The organism is Streptococcus sp. HMSC10A01, assembly GCF_001807785.1.
Lineage (GTDB): Bacteria > Bacillota > Bacilli > Lactobacillales > Streptococcaceae > Streptococcus > Streptococcus gordonii.
The window spans coordinates 316,464-336,891 of the sequence record NZ_KV790983.1; the positions used below are offsets into that span (position 1 = coordinate 316,464).

10 protein-coding genes are annotated in these 20,428 nt (G+C 42.7%); 1 reads left to right on the top strand and 9 read right to left on the bottom strand.

Annotation, left to right across the window (positions count from 1 at the left end; all coding sequences use genetic code 11):
* Positions 1-12: 12 nt before the first annotated feature.
* The 9 genes from HMPREF3108_RS08670 to HMPREF3108_RS08710 form a co-directional block, all read right to left on the bottom strand.
* A complete protein-coding gene (locus HMPREF3108_RS08670) occupies positions 13-4,497 on the bottom strand; it encodes an SGO_0316/SGO_0317 family LPXTG-anchored serine peptidase (protein WP_048777359.1) in 4,485 nt (1,494 codons plus the stop codon).
* Between the two features lie 84 nt (positions 4,498-4,581).
* Positions 4,582-9,066, bottom strand: a complete 4,485-nt coding sequence (locus tag HMPREF3108_RS08675) for an SGO_0316/SGO_0317 family LPXTG-anchored serine peptidase (RefSeq protein WP_070494255.1) — start codon at positions 9,064-9,066, stop codon at positions 4,582-4,584.
* 445 nt (positions 9,067-9,511) lie between these two features.
* Positions 9,512-10,123, bottom strand: a complete 612-nt coding sequence (locus HMPREF3108_RS08680) for a histidine phosphatase family protein (protein WP_048777361.1) — start codon at positions 10,121-10,123, stop codon at positions 9,512-9,514.
* A complete protein-coding gene (locus tag HMPREF3108_RS08685; RefSeq protein WP_080982543.1) occupies positions 10,120-10,716 on the bottom strand; it encodes a histidine phosphatase family protein in 597 nt (198 codons plus the stop codon). Before HMPREF3108_RS08685 ends, HMPREF3108_RS08680 begins: the two co-directional genes overlap by 4 nt.
* Before the next feature lie 11 nt (positions 10,717-10,727).
* Positions 10,728-11,570 (bottom strand): Cof-type HAD-IIB family hydrolase, encoded by an 843-nt coding sequence (locus HMPREF3108_RS08690; RefSeq protein ID WP_070494257.1) that lies wholly within the window; start codon positions 11,568-11,570, stop codon positions 10,728-10,730.
* A 224-nt stretch (positions 11,571-11,794) separates the two neighbouring features.
* Positions 11,795-14,179 (bottom strand): phosphoketolase family protein, encoded by a 2,385-nt coding sequence (locus tag HMPREF3108_RS08695; RefSeq protein WP_070494258.1) that lies wholly within the window; start codon positions 14,177-14,179, stop codon positions 11,795-11,797.
* A 455-nt stretch (positions 14,180-14,634) separates the two neighbouring features.
* A complete protein-coding gene (metF, locus tag HMPREF3108_RS08700) occupies positions 14,635-15,489 on the bottom strand; it encodes a methylenetetrahydrofolate reductase [NAD(P)H] (protein WP_053794185.1) in 855 nt (284 codons plus the stop codon).
* A gap of 137 nt (positions 15,490-15,626) precedes the next feature.
* Positions 15,627-17,879: a 5-methyltetrahydropteroyltriglutamate--homocysteine S-methyltransferase gene (metE, locus tag HMPREF3108_RS08705; protein ID WP_048777365.1), complete on the bottom strand. Its 2,253-nt coding sequence runs from the start codon at positions 17,877-17,879 to the stop codon at positions 15,627-15,629.
* A 278-nt stretch (positions 17,880-18,157) separates the two neighbouring features.
* Positions 18,158-18,529: a hypothetical protein gene (locus HMPREF3108_RS08710; protein ID WP_048777366.1), complete on the bottom strand. Its 372-nt coding sequence runs from the start codon at positions 18,527-18,529 to the stop codon at positions 18,158-18,160.
* A 132-nt stretch (positions 18,530-18,661) separates the two neighbouring features.
* Here HMPREF3108_RS08710 and pabB point away from each other — a divergent pair, with 132 nt between their 5' ends.
* On the top strand, positions 18,662-20,395 hold the full coding sequence (gene pabB / locus HMPREF3108_RS08715) for an aminodeoxychorismate synthase component I (RefSeq protein ID WP_048777367.1): 1,734 nt from the start codon (positions 18,662-18,664) through the stop codon (positions 20,393-20,395).
* The last annotated feature ends 33 nt before the right edge of the window (positions 20,396-20,428 follow it).

The following is a 20,428-nucleotide window of genomic DNA, read 5'->3' on the forward strand; positions in this document are numbered from 1 at the left end:
TTCTCCTATAGACTATTCGCTTTCTTCACGCTTTTTGTGAATGGCCATTCCGACCAATGCTAGCGAAGTTATTCCAAAGAGACTGAGTGCTAGAGAAGTTTGGTCCTCTTGTCCTGTCTTCGGAAGGACACCAGATTCTTCTTGCTTACTAGAAGCTGTTTTATAGTTAATCGTTAGTGGCATAGCTGTTGCAACTTTTTCACTAGCTTTATTTGTTTCAAAAGTAGGACGACTATCCGGATTTGTAGGAGCTGGGACTCCTGGTTTCCTATCTGGTTTTACAATTATTCCACTATCTTGATCTGGATCAGGCGTCGGAATCACCATCTCCTTCAGATAGGATAAAACATAACGATTAATCTTATTTGTGACTTCATAGATAAAGTCATTTTCAGTCGCGCGATATCCTGCTGGAAGCTCAACATGAATACGATAGTTTCCATTCATCAGCATGCTTTCAAAGCTCAGAAGATCATAAATACTATGAGCAAGCGTACGGATAACCCCTTTCTCATCAATAGTCTTCACAATAGTTCCTTCTGGCACTGGCTTGTCAAAACCTATTGTCAACTTATTCTCGGATAAATAGCGAGAAGCAAAGGTGACTTTTGGATGAGGATCCTCAGGAGAAACTGTCACTTTTTTCACTAGCTCATCTCCCCAATCATAATGGTAATCAGAAAGAGTAATCTTGACTGTATAAGTGCCAAATGGGAGCTCTGGGAAGTTGCCACCATTATAGGACAAATTAAACTCACCAGTTACAGCACGCCTCTGATCATCAAAGACTTGGTAACGCACGATTGATGGATAATAATTAATTACCTCTCCGCTACTGTCCGTAAAGACAAGCTCCAAGGTCCCCTTATCAGGGGTCTCTTTATTTTCTGGACTTGACGTTGGCTCTTCAGCGACCGAAGCTGCTTGAGCTGTTAGGTCTTCGCTAGTCTCTACTTTATTTCCTTGCAAGTCTAGCTCAGCTGTATTGTATACCTTATCCCAAACTGAATAACGAACTGTTGAAAGATCTACTCCCTCAGGAATGAGATAGCTTCCATCTTCTTCTGGAGTCAAGGCATGCGTTTCTCCATCTTTAGTGTATGACAGATAAGTACCTGCGACTCCACTTCCTGTTTCGATAATCTTTCCAGGACGGAAAACTCTGGTCTTAGGATCATAGTGGGCGCTACCCGTCTCTATACTTGGAGCCGTATTATCAATTTTTACTTTGAAATTCAACTCCTGCTTCTTAGCACCAGAGGCTGATGGACGGTAGGAAATGACAAATTGATATTCTCCATCTGGAAGCCGATTCCCATCATTATCCAAACCTTCCCAAGAAATTTCATAGAATTCTTCACTTCTGTTTCCGCTTCGGTAGCTCCAGTCCGTTTTTCTATGAACTTCATTTCCGATCTCATAAATGGGTTGTTTTCTCTCTGTGTCTTCTTTCTTGTAGACTGTCAGATGCACATTTTCGACATTGCGGAGCATAACAGCTTTTACCTTCACACTATCAAAACTAGAATCGTTATTTGGTGAAAAGTAGAGTTGATCCCCATCAAACTTTTCGCCATCCTGTCCCAGTGTTTTAGCTACAGATTCGCCGTTTTCGTACACATAGCTGATCAAGGATGTAAAATGATTATCTGGATGCCGCTCTTCCACATCAGGAATCTTGCTATCTGGATAGTCTGTTTTGTCCTTATAGTAATAGAAAGGTTTGTCAGAGCCAGTATATTCATAAATCGGTTTTTCAATTCCTCGCAGATTTTGGTATTCCCCTCGGAAACCCACATAAGGAAGACTGACCAAATGCTGGTTACTCTTAGCATCTTTAACAAGGAAAAATCCTTCTAGGAAATAACCATTTGGCATTTGTTTACTCAGCTCGGATTGATACTTGCTGGCATCAACTGAGACACGAATGGTCCGTTGACCATGAGCTGGAACAGTGACAGTTTCTTTACCTGTCAGGGTCTCTAAAAGAAGTGGGTGGAGCGTAAATTTCCCATCTTCAACTTGATCCGTCTGAAGAGTTGTTTCGTAGGTGACCGTCTTTTCCTGATCAGACAAATTATGAACTGTCACATCAAACTCGAAAGTGTCCTTCACATTTCCCAAGGTCAAGCTACTCTTTTCGCCTTTTGCAGTGACATATAAATCACCTAGAGCAGCAGCTGTCACATCCATGACTCCAGCTCCCTGCTGACGAACAGAGGAATAGGCCTTGGTTTCTTCATCCACATGAGGAACCGCTGTACTCATCGTCATTTGCTTGACGAGGATTTGAAGCTGTTCAGAAGTCAGATAAGGGAAACGCTCTTTCAAAGACTGCTTGACTAAAGCTGTTGCCCCAGCAGCATGAGGAGATGCCATACTTGTCCCTCTGTCCATATAGTATTCACCGTTATTAACAGATGAGTAAATCATTCCACCTGGCAAGGTCACATCCGGCTTCAAGTCACCATCAACTGATAAGCCCCAAGATGAAAAGTCTGACATCTGTTTAGCAGCCTCATACGGTACACGCTTAAATTTGTTGGCAATGTTCAGTTGATAATCACTGGCGTGCTGGGACAAAACCTCTCCTGCACGGTGGCCGATTACCCCAACAGGGAAACGCTCCCCTAAACCTTCTAGATCAAATGGAGTAGGCCTTTCTCCTTGCTCTTTTGTCTGATAGAAGATCACTCCAGCTGCTCCAGCCGCTTTCAGCTGTTTGACTTTTTCAACATCTGAGACCTGACCGCCTCTTTCAGTCAAAACCAAACGGCCATTAATCTGATCTCCTTGATAGTTTTCCAGCCCACCATTTTCCACATGGATATAATTTTGTGGAATGGTCGTCCGGAAACCATCTCGTTCAACAAAAGAATGCATTGGAATTTTACCATCAGGAAATTCTGTAGAACCGACTAGTTCCTTAACGGTTAAGCTTGCTTCCGTTGAAACGTGTTTAGTCAAGCTATTGATTGAAGCAACAGAAATAACATTTGGATTGACTGACGGTGTCCCTGTCATCCCGTAATCAGGTGTTGTAGCAAGTGGCTTACTATGCCAAAAACCATTGGTTGCCATATTGGTAGAAGCAACAGTAATGGTCACTCCCGCCTTGCGAGCTTCATCGAAGGCTTGACGGGTGATTTCACCAACATCATAGATGGAGCCTGAGGCAGTTCCTAAACTCATATTAATGGTATCAGCCCCAAGCTTCACAGCGTCTTCCACAGCCTTGGTATAAATAAAGTTTTGGACTTGTCCACCTTTCGTATCTGAAAAGACGCGCAAAAACATGAGCTGAGCTTCCGGAGCTACCCCGCGGAAAATTTCCCCGTTTGGAGATGGTTGAGAAGCATTTCCTACGGCAGTCCCAGCCACATGGGCACCATGTGAAATCGGATCTTCTTCTTTTACATTATCATCCATATCACTATAGTTATGAACATAGACGACTTTGTTGTTGTACCACTTACCATAGGTAATACCAGCCTTTTTCTTGGCTGCTTCAATATCAGCTTCACTTTTGAATTTTGCCTTGCTGATGTCCGTTAAACGAAAAGCGTCGTGGGCAGGATCAACTCCTGAATCAATCACAGCTACAACCTGACCCTGACCTTTAATCCCTTTATCCCAGAGCGGTTGTAAATTGATTAAACTGTTTTCTTCGCTAACTTTGGCAGGACTTGGGGTTGGGGAAGCGACAGCTGGTTGCGGCTCTTCCACTCTGGTCCGCCGAAGAGGAGCGTAGTCCACAGCATCGACACGCGCCAAACCTCGAATTTTCTTCGCATCTCCGTAAGTCGTTTCTAAAGCAAGTCCACTAAACAAAAGATTAATATCATATAGTTTCTTAAAGCGAATGGACTGTCTTTCTAATTCTTTTAAAAATTCCTCGTGTTCCCGATTTGTCTTCTCAATTCGTCTAGCCTTGTCTGTAGCTGATGTAAGAGGGGCTTCGCCAGGTGTTTTTTCTTCCTTTAGGCGAACAAGAGCTTCTACAGGAGTCGCTTCATCCAGTTCATTTTTTGGAGCTTCAGCTACTTCTTTGTGGGATTTTTCTTCTATATTTTCCTGAGCTACTTTCTTTGAGGTATCAAGGACAGGCTGCTTATAATCATTTTCACTTCTCTTCTCAGGTTCAGGAGTGATATTACTTCCTGCCTCTTTTTCAGTGCTTACCTTATCGGGCTCATTGCCACTTTCTTTTACAGGCTCATTACCCTTATCAGATGGCTGAACAACTTCTGTCTGACCCGAGTCAAGAGTAGAAGGAAGAGACGGTTCTTCCGGTTTTCTTACTTCTTCCTCTTTGACAGGATGATTTTCTTCCGTCGTCGGTGCAGTATCCATTGTAGACGCTGTAACTGCTTGTTCTTCAGAGGTTACTGTATCTGCCGCAACCAGTGGTCCAACAAGAGCCAGTCCAATCAATACAGATGCTACCCCTATAGCATACTTTCGAATTGAAAAACGTTGTTTTCGGTGAAACTCCATACAAAACTCCTTTATTTTTAAGCTGGAAGTAAGAAACCTGACTGCTTCCAGCTGTTGTCTAATTATTAACCTATCTTTAAGTGATTAATCCTGACCTTCTTTTCCTCTTTTATGAATGAGTCCGAAGGTGCAAAGTGACAAGAATATTCCCAATAGACTGATATTGTCCCCAGCTTGTCCGGTCTTTGGCAAGTTTTCTTTTGAATCCAAGTCAGAGACTTCTCGTATGTCCTCTTCCTTCTTTTCACTTGGCTTGACATACATAGGACGCAAGTCTGCTTTTTTCGCAATTAGCTGATCTTCTTTATCCACTTCTTTTCCTTTACCAGGATCGGATGTCTTATCCGGAATGAGTGGATCTGGTTTTTGATCTGGTACTGGATTTGGGATTGGATTCGGTGTTGGATTCGGATTAACCGGATTGTCTTCTGCAACTTCTACAAATGTTGTTAAGAAGCGATTGATTTTTTCTCCTACTGAATAGAAAACATCATTTTCTACCGCACGATAACCTTTTGGCAGTTCAATATGAATCTGATAATCTCCATTTAATAAAATCTTTTCAAAAGTCTTTGGTTCATAGAGGGTTTGTTCTAATTCATGCTGTTCTCCGTTATCCTTACGAATAGCAAAAACTCTAGTTCCAGATGGTAAATCCTTATCAAAGACTACGTTAAATCGATTCTTAGATTTGTAATGGTAAACAAAGTTGACTAGGCCTTCAGGATGTTCTTTCGTCAACTCGACCGTTACAGTTGTAGGAGATACCCATGAATAGTTTTCGTCTTGTGCAACTACTTTGACAGTATAGCTACCAAATGGCAACCTTGGCAACTCACTTTCATAATAAGTATTAAACTCTTTATCAATTCGATTGCCCTTACTGTCGAATACTTGGTAGCGCATCATCTCAGGATATTGAGAGGTTGGATTTCCCTCTTCATCAACAACACGAACTTCCAGCCTTCCATCTGTTGCTTCTGCTTGACCGTCCTCAGAACTTCTTTTTCCTCTTGATTTTCCTGATTCCTTCTCAGCCGACTTATAAGCGTTCTGACCATCAAGGGTTAAAGTATTGGTATTATAAGCCTTATCCCAAATATAAAAACGAACAGTTGCTGGATCAACCCCTTCTGGGATCAAATATGAACCATCTTGATTCGGGCTGATTTCAATGGTTTGCCCATCTTTTTCGTAGGATAGGTATTTACCTGCCAGACCACTTCCTTCCTCGATAATGGTTCCCGGTCTAAAGATACGCGTTTTTGGATCATAGAGATCTTTGGTTGACGCTAATTGAGGGACTTGATTGTCGACTTTGACCTTCAAAACGATTTCTTGAGGTTTTGCTCCAGGAGTACTTGGACGATAGGTAAGAACGTATTGGTATTCCCCATCCGGAACGACCTGATTGTTTTGGTCTTTCCCTGTCCAACGACTAGCATAAAGGATTCTACTTCTATCGTTAATTCTCCAGCCGTAATCAGTTTTTTTCTCACTTTCGTTTCCTTGTTCAAAAATCGGGTGTTCACGTTTCGTATCATCTGCCTTGTAGACTGCTAAATGGATATTATCAACATTTCTCAAGACGACCGCATTTAGTTTAACCGTATCAAAATGCCCATCTCCATTTGGAGAAAATACCAAGGCGTTACCATCGTATTTACCGTCTGTTTCACCAAGAACAACCTGCTCTTTCTTGCCATCTCTACGAATAGAGCTGACTAAAGCAGTAAAATGATTTCCCGGATCCTTGACTGGATTTTCCGCTTTCTCATCTTGATAGTAATAGAAAGGTTTTTCCTTACCAGTAAATTCATAAACTGGCTTTTCGATACCAGGTAGGTCTTGGTAATGTCCTTTAAAGCCAATATATGGAAGACTGACTAAATCTTTTTGCATCTTAGCATCCTTGAAGAAGACGAAACCTTCTAGGAAATAGCCATTCTTCATTTGTTGGGATAATTCTTTGGTATAGGCGCTCGTATTAATCTTAATCGGAATTGTCACACTACCCATTGGAGGTACAAGGACAGTCTTATCACCCTTTTGGTCCAGTAGCTGACGCATTTGAAGTGTAATCCGACCATTTTCAACTTGATCTGTATTGACAACAGTATGGTAGCTGAGCTCTTGAGCTTGATTAGACAAGTTATGAACAGTCACCTCGAAGGTAAAGCTTTCTTTAACATTTCCAAGTGTCAGACTACTATCCGTTCCTTTTCCAGTTACATACAGATTGCCAAAAGCAGCTCCCGCAGCATCCATCAGACCAGAACCTTGTTGGCGGACTGAAGAATAGGTATTGCTTTCCTTGTCCTTGTGAGGTTTAGCTGTACTCATAACCAGTTGACGAAGCAAGGTATGAATTTGCTCTGGGCTATATTGCGGGAATCTTTCTTCTAATGCCTGCTTAATCAAGGCTGTTGCCCCAGCAGCATGAGGAGTTGCCATACTAGTCCCACCATCCATGTCGTAAGAACCGTTCGGAATAGCAGAATAAATCATGCCACCCGGCAAGGTTGCATCCGGCTTCAGTTTTCCTTCTGTTGACAGTCCCCAACCTGTAAAGTAGAGCATCTTATCGGCTTCACTATAAGGAACCTTTTTGACCTCTTGATGGAAAGTCAGCTTATAGTCGCCAGCATGCGCAGCTAATTCTTTACCTAAACTATGTCCTAGCACACTGACAGGATAGAAGGAACCCCAGTAGCCCATTGGAAGATTTTGGAGCTGATCTCCCTGTTCCTCATTTTGATAAACTAAGACCCCTTTGGCACCAGCTTGTCGAAGAGAGTTGACCTTATCTTCATCCGTAACGTCACCACCGCTCTCAACTAAAGCAATCTTTCCTTTGACAGAAGCTGTCCGGTAAGCTTCTTCACCACCTTTTTCAACATGGACATAAGACTGCGGACCTTCAACAGGGAAAATGAGTCGATAGACCGGTAAATCAACAAGACCATTCTGGAATTCTTTCTTATCTTTTAAGGCAGGGATTTCTAAGCGAATCTTTGTCACATGGTCAATCTTATTATTAAAGGCTCCGATTGCTAAAACACCATTCTCAATGGCTGGTTCGTCAATTGTTCCAGTATCAGGAGCATCTGCTTTTGGTTTGGCTTGCCAATATCCATTCACAGCATAATTTCCTGCTGCAGCATTTATGACAACACCTGACTTTCTAGCAAATTCAAAGGCTTGTCGAGTAAGAGGATTGGTATCCGCTTCTGAGCCACTAATACCGCCGAAACTCATATTGATTGTATCTGCTCCAAGCTTAACAGCATCTTCCACAGCTTTTGCAACGATAAAGCCCTGCTCAGTCATTCCTTTCTTATCTGAAAAGACCCGCATAAACATCAGTTGCGCTTCAGGAGCCACCCCTTTAAGCAGTTCTCCAGTCGGAGCTGGTTTAGTCGCATTTCCAACTGCTGAACCGGCTACGTGAGTTCCGTGTGAGCGAGGATCGTCCTCTTTGATCTCATCATTCATATCAGAATAGTTATAAGCATAAACCACCTTATCGTTATACCATTTACCATAGGTAATTCCTGCTTTTTTCATAGCAGCTTCCATTTGCTCTTTATTCTGGTATTTGGCCTTGCTTTTGTCTGTCAAACTAAAGAAGTTATGCTCGTAATCAAGACCAGTGTCAAGAACTGCGACGATACGTCCTTGTCCTTTTATCCCCTTATCCCATAATGGTTGGAGATTGATTAGTTCATTTTCATCACTAACCTTGGTTGGCAACAAGGTATTTTGTTTCTTAGGAAGATCTTGAGGAGTGTTGGCAGTTGAAAGAGGTGTGATGTCAACTTTTTCAACTCTGGCTACCTGACGAATCTTCAAAGCTTCCTTATAGCTTGTTTCTAAAACAAAACCGTTAAAAATCAGATCAAAATCTGCTAATTTCTTATATTGGATTCCTTTTTCGTCCAATTCCTTTAAGACCGCAGCTTTGATTGGTTGATTTTCATGCATACGAGCTTCAATTTGTGTAGCTCCTACTGGTGTCTCCTTTTTTTCTCCTGCCAGACGGACTACGGCTTGAACACGGGCCTCCTCATCTACTTTATTCGCAATATCTGACTCAACATTTGCATCATTTTTTCTTGCTTCTGAATCATTCTTTTTAGGCTCCTGTGTCACTTCTTTCTTTGTAGTTTCTGAATCTATCTTATTTTGATTAGGCGATATTTCCTTATCGGGATTTTCCTCCGATGCTTTATTTTCTTGTCCATTTTCATTGACGACAGAATCAACAACCTGAGTCTTTTCTCCTTCACCATCTGTCTTTGTTGTTTCACTCTTCGTTTCAGAGTTAGGCAACTCCTGGCTCCTTGTATCTGCCTCTGAAGGTGCTAACTCTGGCTGTTCCGACTTCGAATCTTCTTGCTGCACAAGTTCGGAACTCTGTTCGACGATTGCTGGTGGCTCCAGTTGTGGATTTATTCCTGATTCTTGGGCCAAGATAGTTGGGCTATAAAAAAGGCATCCGACTACCACGGATACTAAACCAACTGAATATTTGCGAAAAGAGAAGCGTTGTTGTCTGTCGTTTCTCATAATTGGACCTCCTATATAAAATGTAAGCGCTTGCCACGGCTTCATTGTAGTCTTTCTATGTTTTAAAGTCAATGAAAATTAGTAGAAATATATAAGTGTAATATAATATTAATATTTCTGACAATTAATCTTAGAAAAATAATAGAAATTAGTTCAAAAATCCTCTTAGAAGCCTCATAAATAAGGAATTTCTCGCTATTTTCCTCTCATTTGAATTTACAAATCCATTAGATAAAATCTAGATCAACTACAAGCCAATTTCAAAAAATGGGACTAAAGAGACTGTTTACAATATGAAAATAATCTAACTCTCATTTTCATTTAACACTTTTCGATGAGAGATAAATAAAAAGTCCTTAGAATATTATTTCTAAGGACTGTATTTCATATCTAGAAAAGGAACTTGAGTCTGATCTTTTTCCGTACTTATTCTCTCTTTTTATAGTCAAAGAGAAGTTTCACACTCATACACACTACCCGTTAGCGGATCAATGACTTCTTCCAGCTTAAAGTGTCCCTGCTCATAATGGTAATGGCAGATGGCGCAGTTGCCAAAGCGCACCTTGGGATCCAGAGCTTGAGCTGCAATCTTGAGATAGAAGGCCCACATGGCACCGCCGTGACTAACAACCAAGACTGGCTCTGCTCCAGCCTGCTCCATGACCTCAGTCAGAGTGAGCAGTACGCGCTCACCGACTTGGTCCACGCCTTCTCCGCCATAAGGGACAAAGAGGTCTTCAAAAGAGGTAGCTCCTGGTCGAAATTTCGGCTGCAGGCGTTCGGGTTGAGCCTCAAAAAGACCAAAGTTCCATTCTTTAATACCTTTGAGACGAGTATAGTCGGTCCGGCCGGAAACGAGTTCTAAGGTATCAGAAGCCCTCTCCTGGGTGGAGGAATAGAGATGACCAAAACGAATGCCCCGCCCTTGCAAATAAGCTCCTGCCTGCCGGGCTTGATCCTGCCCCAGTTCTGTTAAAGGAGAGTCGCAAGCTCCCTGCACCAAGCCTTCTTGGTTGAAAAAAGTCTGACCGTGCCGCATCAAATATAAATCTTTCATTTTCCCTCCCAATCGCTAAAATCGTGACCAATAGCCTCTTCTAGATAGAATTGGTCATGTTCAAAAGTAAACTTTAAAATTCCGCAGTTAGTCATGTGACCTAGGTCATCCAGACGCCAGTTTTTCTGCCAAGCTCTGGCAAAATTGGCCATAGCTCCGCCATGTGAAACCATGAGCACAGACTGACCGTTTGTCTCTTGCATGAGCTGAAGAATGGTCGCTGCCATACGCTCCTGCACCTGATCTTGTGATTCACCGCCATAGATCACAAAGAAATCTTTATAAGGCAGGGGTGGATTGAGGTCTTCGCTTTCCCCTTCAAAGGTTCCAAAGTTCCATTCCTTGAGTCCCTTGATACGCTTATAAGGAATCTTACCATCCGTTACCAATTCCAAGGTATCACAGGCCCGCTCTTGAGTAGAGCTATAAGCATCGTCAAATGTAATACCGGCATCCTTAAAATATTGCCCTGCTACCTTGGCCTGATAGATGCCAAAATCGGTCAGAGGAGCATCACACCAGCCCTGCACCTTATGACGCAGATTAAAAAGCGTCTGCCCGTGCCGCATCAGATAAAGAGTTTTTGCCATCATTCATATCTCCTTTAGATGAGTTCTAACTTTTCAAAGGCCTTGTAGAGACCGTCTTGACTGACAGAGTCTGTCACCAGATCGGCCATGGCCTTGATTTCTGCTCCGCCATTTCCCATAGCAACGCCGACCTGACAATAGTCCAGCATAGGAATATCAACCTTGGCATCGCCAAAAGCCAGAGTATCCGACCTATCAGCATGAAGATGCTTCAGCAGAACCTCAATGGCATGCGCCTTGGTAATATCTTTGACTCCTAAGTCGCCAAAGAGTGCATGCTCCCCCTTGCCTCCCCAAGTACCCGCCTTAAGCTCAGGAAAAGCTACCTTAGAGTCCAGATGGTCTTGGTAGCTCTTAAGGATAAAGCTGACTTTATTCAGGTCGTCTCGATAGAGCTCTCCTCCATAGACCAGGCCGTGAAGGGCTTCTTCAGCCTCCATATTTACGACTTCTTCTGGCTTAGCACCTTTTCCAAGGACGTAGGTCTGAAGCACTGGTCGTGCTGCTTCGCGGAAGCCCCTGCTGGCAAAGAGGCCATTATTACTCTCCAGGTAAAACTCTAGCCCCCGCTCCTGAAGCCAGTCCACTAGCCTCTTAGCGACATCTCGCGGAATCAGCTGGTGCAGAATAACCTGCCCCTCATGCTCCACATAAGAACCGTTGCCACCAATCATACCATCAAAGCCAATATCCCAAAATTCCGGTGGCATCTCAGCCTTGCTGCGACCTGTGCAGACATAGACCAGATGTCCCATTTCCCGCGCCCGTCGAATGGCAAGTACCGCAGACTCCGGTATATGATTATCATAGTCGATGAGGGTCCCATCCACATCCAGAAAGATGATTTTTCTCGTCATAAAGCTCCCTGTTTTCTGGTTTTTATTGCAAAATCTGTAGATTTTATCACTTTAGATTAACTTGTTTTAGTGAAGTTTTCTAGTTTTCTTCTATTATATACTTATTTGAAAGCCTTTTCCTATGAAATAATCAGAGATTCTGATACTATTCTATGATTTATTTAAATAATTTACTTCTCAAATCAACAAGAAAAGGCCGGAAAAAATTCCAAGCCTTTTAAATCTTATTTGTTAATGTTTTCCCATTTCCAGTTTTGAACTTCTGGGATATCATCACCGTTTTCACGGATATAATCATTGTGGTAAGCCACAGTCTCGTCCATTTTAGCAGAGAAGTCAGCTGCTGTTGCACCAAGTGCTGCATTTGCTGCATCTTGAGCCAAGTGGAAGCGATCCAATTCTGACATAACACGCATATCAAACGGAGTAGTGATGTCTCCATTTTCACGGTAACCGTGAACACGAAGGTTGTGGTTGTGACGGTTAAAGAAGATGTCACGAATCATTCCTTCATAGCCATGGAAAGCAAAGATGACTGGCTTATCTGTTGTGAACACTTTGTCAAATTCTTCGTCTGAAAGTCCACGCGCATCTACAGATGGATGGCGTAATTTCAAGATATCAACCACGTTAACAAAGCGAATCTTAAGCTCTGGGAAGGCCTTGTGGAGAATAGATACTGCCGCAAGAGCTTCTAAGTTTGGCTCAGTTCCTGCTGCTGCAAAGACAACATCAGGCTCTTCATTGTTAGACACAGTTGAAGCCCAGTCAATAACCTTGTAACCTTCACGTACCAATTCTTCTGCTTCTTCAGCTGAGTAGAATTGCGGACGTGGGTGTTTTGAAGTAACAATCAAGTTAACCTTGTCTTCTGCCTTGAAGGCTTTATCCATAACAGCCAACAAGCTGTTTGTATCTGCAGGTAAGTATTCGCGGATATACTCTGGAGTTTTCTCTGCCAAGTGAGTCAAGATACCTGGATCTTGGTGAGTATATCCATTATGGTCTTGTTGGAAAACTGTTGAAGTTGCAATCAAGTTCAAGGCTGGGTAGTTCTTACGCCATGTAGTATGAGTCTTACATTTACGCAACCATTTGAAGTGTTGTGTCACCATTGAATCTACTACACGAAGGAATGATTCGTAAGAAGCGAAGAAGCCATGACGACCAGTCAAAACGTAACCTTCTAACATACCTTCAGCCTGGTGCTCTGACAATTGTGAGTCAATAACACGACCCGCTGGGCTCAAAGCTTCATCGTATTCAGGTTTCATACGGCCCAACCATTGACGGCTAGTACGAGTGAAGACTTCTTGCAGACGGTTTGATTTTGTTTCGTCCGGACCAAAGATACGGAAGTTATCTGGGTTAGCATCTACCAAATCAGCAGCGTATTTACCAAACTCAATCATGTCTTGTGCCACGATCTCACCTGGAGTTTCAAACTTAAGGGCGTGTTTCTTCCAATCAGCAGTGTCCATTGGTTTGATAACACCAGCATTAGTGATTGGGTTCATAGCCATACGACGGTCACCTTTCGGTGCAATCGCAGCGATTTCAGGCAAGACTTTTCCAGACTCATCAAACAATTCTTCTGGACGGTAAGATTTCAACCAATCAAGAAGGGCATCAACATGCTCCATATGGTGAGCATCTACTGGAATTGGCACTTGGTGAGCACGGAAACCACCTTCGATTGGAGTACCTTCCCATGACTTAGGACCAGTCCAACCTTTTGGAATGCGGGCAATCAATACAGGGAAAACAGCTTGAGTTGCTTCTTCAGCTGATCCTTTACGAGCTTCAGCTTGGACTTTCTTAATTTCTTCGATTGCTTCGTCCAATTTAGCTGCAAAAAGAGCGTGGGCAGCTTCATGATTTTCTGAAATAGCTGTCACATCAGCAAAAATAGGCTTCCAACCTAAACCTTCAAAGAACAAGGTCAATTCTTCGTCTGTTTTACGTTCAAAGATAGTTGGGTTGTGAATTTTACCGCCGTTAAGATAGAAAATTGGAAGAATAGCACCGTCATTAACAGGGTTGATAAAAGTATTTGACAACCAACCTGCCATCAATGGACCAGTTTCCCCTTCACCATCACCAATAACAGTTGCTGCAATCACATCTGGATTATCCAAGATAGCTCCTGCTGCATGAGATAGGGCATAACCGAGTTCTCCACCTTCATGGATAGAACCTGGTGTTTCAGGTGCTGCGTGAGAAGCGATCCCCCCTGGGAATGAGAAGATCTTGCACAAATGTTTGAAGCCTTCTTCGTTTTGAGGAATATTTGGATTTAACTCTGTATATGAGCCGTCGAGGTATGAGTTTGAAACCATTACCTGACCACCGTGACCAGGTCCTTCAATGTAGAACATATCTAGGTCATATTTATTAATCGTCCGGTTCAAATGAGCGTAGATGAAGTTTTGCCCTGGAACAGTTCCCCAGTGTCCGATTGGGTGAGCTTTTAGATCATTAGCTACCACATCGCGTTTCAAAAGCGGATTGTCTTTTAGGTACATTTGAGCCGCTGAAATATAGTTAGCAGCACGCCACCAAGCATCAACTTTTTCTAAATAAGCCTTAGAATTATAATCTGTTGTCATGTTTCCTCGCCTTTCTATTTGGGTTGATTAGCCATAGCTAAGTCCCTAAACATGAATCTACACCTGGCTTCTCCCAAGATCTCCCCTGAAAAGTGCAAAAAATAAAACATTTAGCTGTTTAATTTTCCCTCTTTCACTTCCATACTCTATTGGGTCAGGAGGTTGTATCTAGTAGAAGTATAGGTGTGATATAAAAGAAGTTAATCAATAAGATTTAAAACTCCTATGTTACCATTCTACCATACTTTTTGGAATATGAAACAATTAAATTAACTTTATATAAAATAATCTGTTTCAGCTGATTTATAAGAAATGTAAGCAATTTCATACTCCGAGATCAAAAACAACCAAGAACAAGCCTAAATAAAAACTTACAGAGACCAAAAAATCCCCTCTCTTCCAGACCATGCTAAATATCAATCAGTCTGAGAAAAATAAGGGATAGGGGGTTAATATTATGAGAAAAATGTATGCGTTGCCTGGTAAATATGATGGGCAGTTGCAGCATTGTTCATGGTATATAGATGAACACCCGCTACATCTTGAGTCACCAGATCAACAATTTGGTCGATGGCATAGGCCAAGCCAGCAGATTTCAGAGACTCTGGATCATGCTCGTATTTATCCAGAATAGCTCGGAATTTTCTTGGAAGTTTGATATTCTCACAAGTTTTAAGCAGACGCAAAGCCTGATTTCGATTAAGAATAGGCATAATTCCTGCGTGAATAGGTACTTCAATTCCTGCTAAAATACATCTTTCCTGAAAATCATAGAAGCGATCATTGTCAAAAAACAGCTGAGTGACGAGACTGGAGCATCCAGCATCCACTTTTTTCTTGAGATTCCTGATATCAGAAACACGATCTGGCGAATCAGGATGACCTTCCGGATAGCAGGCTCCGATGATATCAAAGTGCGGTGCTTCTTCCTTGATATACTCAATTAAGTCAGTCGCATACTTAAAATCATCCTTGGGTGCTACATCAGGGAAAATATCCCCTCTCAAAGCTAAAATCTTATGCACACCAACCTTGTCCAAAGCCTGGAGTGTATCTGAGACCATTTCCTTGGTTAGATAGACCGCTGGAAGGTGAGCGATGGTAGGAATCTTCAAATCATTATAGATGAAGTCAGCCAAACGAACCGTTGTCTCCTCTATATTAAATTTATTATTGCTAGCGGTCACACTAATATAGTGAGGTGCAATATCCTGCATTTCCCGAAGAGCTTGGATTATTTTTTCATTGCCTACTGCTGGATTGGGAGGAAATACTTCAAATGAGAGACTAGGTGTGTGGTGACGAACCATAAAATAAAAAGTTCCTTTCAGTGATATACCGCTAAGCTGAGAACAATCCTACAGGAACAATTTCTGCAGGATTGTCAGCTCCGGTTTAAATTTTCTGTTTGCCCTCCATAAAAATAAACGATTGTGTTAGAGGAGGATTATTTCAAGTGTTGTCTAGCTGCTTTTGCTGCTTCTACTAAACGAACCAAGCTAGCTTTGGTTTCTGGAATACCACGTGTTTTCAAACCACAGTCAGGGTTGATCCAAACTTTCTTGCTTGGTACTTTGGCAAGAATAGCTTCGATGGTGTGGTCGATTTCGCCTTCGTTCGGCACACGTGGTGAGTGGATATCGTAAACACCAGGTCCCACTTCTGTTTGGAAGTTTTTCGCTTTGAGTTCATCCAAGATTTCAAGGTTTGAACGGCTTGCTTCAAAGGAAATAACGTCCGCATCCATGTTGTCGATAGCTGGGATGATATCTGTAAATTCTGAGTAACACATGTGAGTGTGGATTTGAGTGTCTGCCGCTACTGTAGAGTGTACCAAGCGGAAGGCAGGGATTGCCCAGTCAAGGTAGTCTTCATACCAGTCGCTACGACGGAGTGGCAATTTCTCACGAAGAGCAGCCTCGTCGATTTGGATAATCTTCACTCCTGCAGCTTCGAGATCAAGTACTTCGTCCTTGATGGCAAGTGCGATTTGAAGAGTAGAATCCTTGATAGAGATGTCTTCACGTGGGAAGGACCAGTTGAGGATGGTAACAGGTCCAGTCAACATACCTTTAACAGGTTTATCAGTACGGCTTTGTGCGTAGCTAGACCATTTAACAGTGATTGGGTTGAGACGAGTGACATCGCCCCAGATGATTGGTGGTTTCACCCCACGCATACCGTATGATTGTACCCAACCATTCTTAGAGAAGAGGTAACCTGACAAGTTTTGACCGAAGTACTCAACCATGTCGTTACGCTCGAACTCACCGTGCACCAGCACATCAAATCCAACTTCTTCTTGCCATTTGATCCATTCGTCAATTTGCTCTGCCAAGAACTTGTCATAGTCTTCTTGTGATAATTCACCCTTACGGAAGGCCAAACGTTTAGCACGAACTTCTTTTGTTTGAGGGAATGAACCGATGGTTGTTGTTGGAAGGGCTGGAAGTTTAAAGGCTTCTTCTTGGATGGCTTCACGTTCAGCAAAGGCTGGCAAACGAGTGTAGTCAGCGTCTGTCAATCCAGCGATGCGCGCACGAAGTTCTGCATTTTCACCCACACGCTCAGTCGCAAAGAGTTCTTTGTTAGCTGCAAGAGCTTCTGCACCTTGACCATTGCGGATAGCATCCAAGTCACGAAGTTCTTCCAATTTTTCTACTGCAAAAGCAAAGTGGTTCAAGATTGCTGGTTCAAATTCTTCGTTAGCAGTTGTAAATGGCACATGAAGAAGTGAGCATGAGCTTGTCAAGACAATGTTTTCAGCTGGGATTTGCTCAAGAACAGCCAAGCTCTTTTCGTAGTTGTTGCGCCAAATGTTTTTACCGTTTACAATCCCTGCATAAAGAGTCTTGTCAGCAGGGAAGCCACCTTTTACAAGCTCAAGTGTTTTCTTACCTTCGACAAAGTCCAAACCAATCGCATCTACTGGCAAGTTGACAAGGCCAGCGTAGACGTCACGAACATCACCAAAGTAGGTCTGAATCAAGACTTCCAAGCCTTTTTTGTCTGCCAAAAGCTTCTTATAAAGATCCAAGAAGAGAGCTTTTTCTTCTGCAGACAAATCTTTGACCAAGCTTGGCTCATCCAACTGGATACGCTTTGCACCCAGCTCTGCTAATTTTGCAAAGACTTCTTGATAGGCAGCAGCCAAGGCATCAACAAAGTCAGCTGGTACCACACCGTCTTCAAAGTCAGACACTTGTAGGAGAGTGAATGGTCCGACCACTACTGGACGGGTTACTAAGCCTAGCTCCTTAGCTTCTGCAAATTCGTCAAAAATCTTGTGGCCTGCAAGTTTTACTTGAGTTTCTTTTTCAAATTTAGGGACGATGTAGTGGTAGTTAGTGTTGAACCATTTCTTCATTGGAAGAGCTCGGACATCCCCTTTTTCTCCCTGATAGCCACGAGCTAAGGCAAAATAACGCTCTAAGTCCGTCAATTCCAAGCCTTGCACAGATGACGGTACTACATTAAAGAGAAAAGCTGCATCTAGCACATTGTCATAGTGAGAAAAGTCATTTGACGGAATCTCTGAAATTCCTTTTTCCTTAACAATATTCCAGTGCTTAGCGCGCAACTCTTTAGCTGCAGCCAAAAGTTCTTGAGCTGAGATTTCTTTTCTAAAGTATTTTTCAGTTGTAAATTTTAATTCGCGGAATTCACCCAAACGTGGGAAACCAATGATAGTTGTTGACATATGCGTCCTCCAAAATTTTTCTTGATTTTATCTTATCAGAAAATCCACCCCCTGTATAATTGGAATTTCCCTAATTTTGATATAGTCTAAAACTATACCTTGATTTTTTATGTCACTATAAAACCTTATTTTTCAACTGACATTGATTGAAATTATTGTTTGATATAAGTAAAAACTATAATTCAAAATAGAAAAAACAGCGATTTTCTCGCTGGTTTTTCTTATTTCACCATCATTTTCTGAGCTCTTCGATTGAGAAAAAGTGGACGCGACACAGCTTACTCAGCCTTTTCATCACTCTTAAATCTCGGCAAATCTAAAAGGTATAGAGCTCCTCCCCCTATAGATAAAAGGCCAGCTAAGTTACCCAAAAAAGGGATAAATCCAACAATTGAGGCACAAAAGAGAAGCTTATGGCTGGTCTTATTGACTCTTGAGTCTTCGCTATAATGTGCCATTCCGACAATAGAAAGCGCCAAAAACAGCAGGCTTATTAATACCACCAAGCCACCCCAACCAGAGTTTTCGACCAGTTTGGGAACTAAATCAACTATTTTCCAGTCCCATCTCTCAGAAGAAGCGTAAAGGATTAAGAGTCCTCCTAAGATACTGGTAATTCCATTTACCAATAACAATTTATTCGACTTCATATAAATCTCATTTTTTCTTTTTTTAAAATAGTATACCTAACCACTTTCTAATCTGTCAACCATTATAAAAGAATGATTGTCATATCCGATAAATCCGTTTTCATTCAAATTATCTTGTGATAAAATAACTTTATGCACAAGAAAACGATTATTGATTTTAAGCAATTGGGCCAACGCCTGATTTTTATGAATCCCATCAAGGAGCTAAAGACTCGCCGCCTGGACCAAGTGGAGGAACTTTTGACAGAGATTGAGAGCTGGCAGGAGAAAGGATACTACGCTGTCGGCTATGTCAGCTATGAAGCAGCTCCAGCCTTTGAGGAAAAGTTCCGAGTTCATTCAGCACCGCTCCAGAAAGAATACCTCCTCTACTTTACTATCCACGATAAGGCAGAGCAGGCTGCCATTCCCTTGACCTATGAGGAAGTGGAGATGCCAGTGGCTTGGCAGGAGCTGACTTCTGAGCAAGAGTACCAAAAGGCAATTGAGACTATCCATCATCATATCCGTCAGGGTGATACCTATCAGGTCAACTATACGGTGCAGCTGTGCGCGGAGCTCAATCCTGAGGACAGCTTGGCTATTTACAATAGGCTGGTCGTCGAGCAAAATGCAGCCTACAATGCCTATGTAGAGCATGATGAGACCGCCATCTTGTCCATCAGTCCCGAGCTCTTTTTCGAGGAGTACCGAGGTCAACTGACCACTCGCCCTATGAAAGGGACCACCAATCGGGGACTGACCTTAGAGCAGGATAGAGAGCAGGCTGCATGGTTAGCTCAAGATGCCAAAAACCGAGCAGAAAATATGATGATTGTCGATTTGCTGCGCAATGATATGAACCGCATTTCTCGGACTGGCAGCGAGCGGGTTGAGCGACTCTGCAGCGTCGAGCAATACTCTACGGTCTGGCAGATGACCTCTACCATCAAAAGCCAGCTGCAGGAGGAAGTTGGGCTGGCAGAACTTTTCAAGGCGCTCTTTCCTTGCGGATCCATTACAGGCGCTCCTAAGATTTCGACCATGGCTATCATCAAGGCGACAGAAAAAGCTGCTCGCGGGGTTTACTGCGGTACAGTCGGCATCTGCCTACCAGACCAGAGACGGATTTTCAATGTCGCCATCCGCACCATTCAGCTCGAGGAAAGAAAAGCTATCTATGGCGTTGGTGGCGGCATCACTTGGGACAGCACGTGGAAATCTGAATACATCGAAACCCAGCAAAAATCTGCAGTCCTCTATCGAAAAAATCCGCGATTCGACCTGATTTCTACAGGAAAAGTGACAAATGGAAACCTGACCTTGCAAGACAAACACCTGCAAAGACTGGAAGAAGCAGCCAGCTACTTTGCCTATCCTTTTGACCAAAGTAAGCTAGAGCAAGAGCTAGAAGAAAGCTGCGCTCAGCTGGATAAAGGGCAGGATTACAGGCTGCGTATAGCTCTAAAAAAAGACGGTAGCATTGAGCTAGAAACGGCCCCTCTACTGCCACTAACAGAGGCTTTCAGAAAGGCAAAACTGGTCGAGCAGACAGCCAATCTAGCCCATCCCTTTACCTATTTCAAGACCAGTTATCGGCCACATCTGACCTTGGAGCAGCAAGAGCAGATTTACTACAATGCACAAGGCCAGCTGCTGGAAACTTCTATCGGAAATCTACTGCTGGAGCTCGATGGCAAACTCTACACGCCTCCAGCTGAACTGGGACTTCTCAAGGGCATCTACCGCCAGCAGCTACTAGATGAGGGTAAGGCCACTGAGAAAGTTTTAACGCTAGCTGACCTAGCTAAAGCCGATAAAATCTATGCTTGCAATGCAGTTAGAGGACTGTATGAGCTGGAATTGGACAGCAAGCCACCAATATAAAAGTAAGCATTAGAACCTTGTATCACAAAGTCT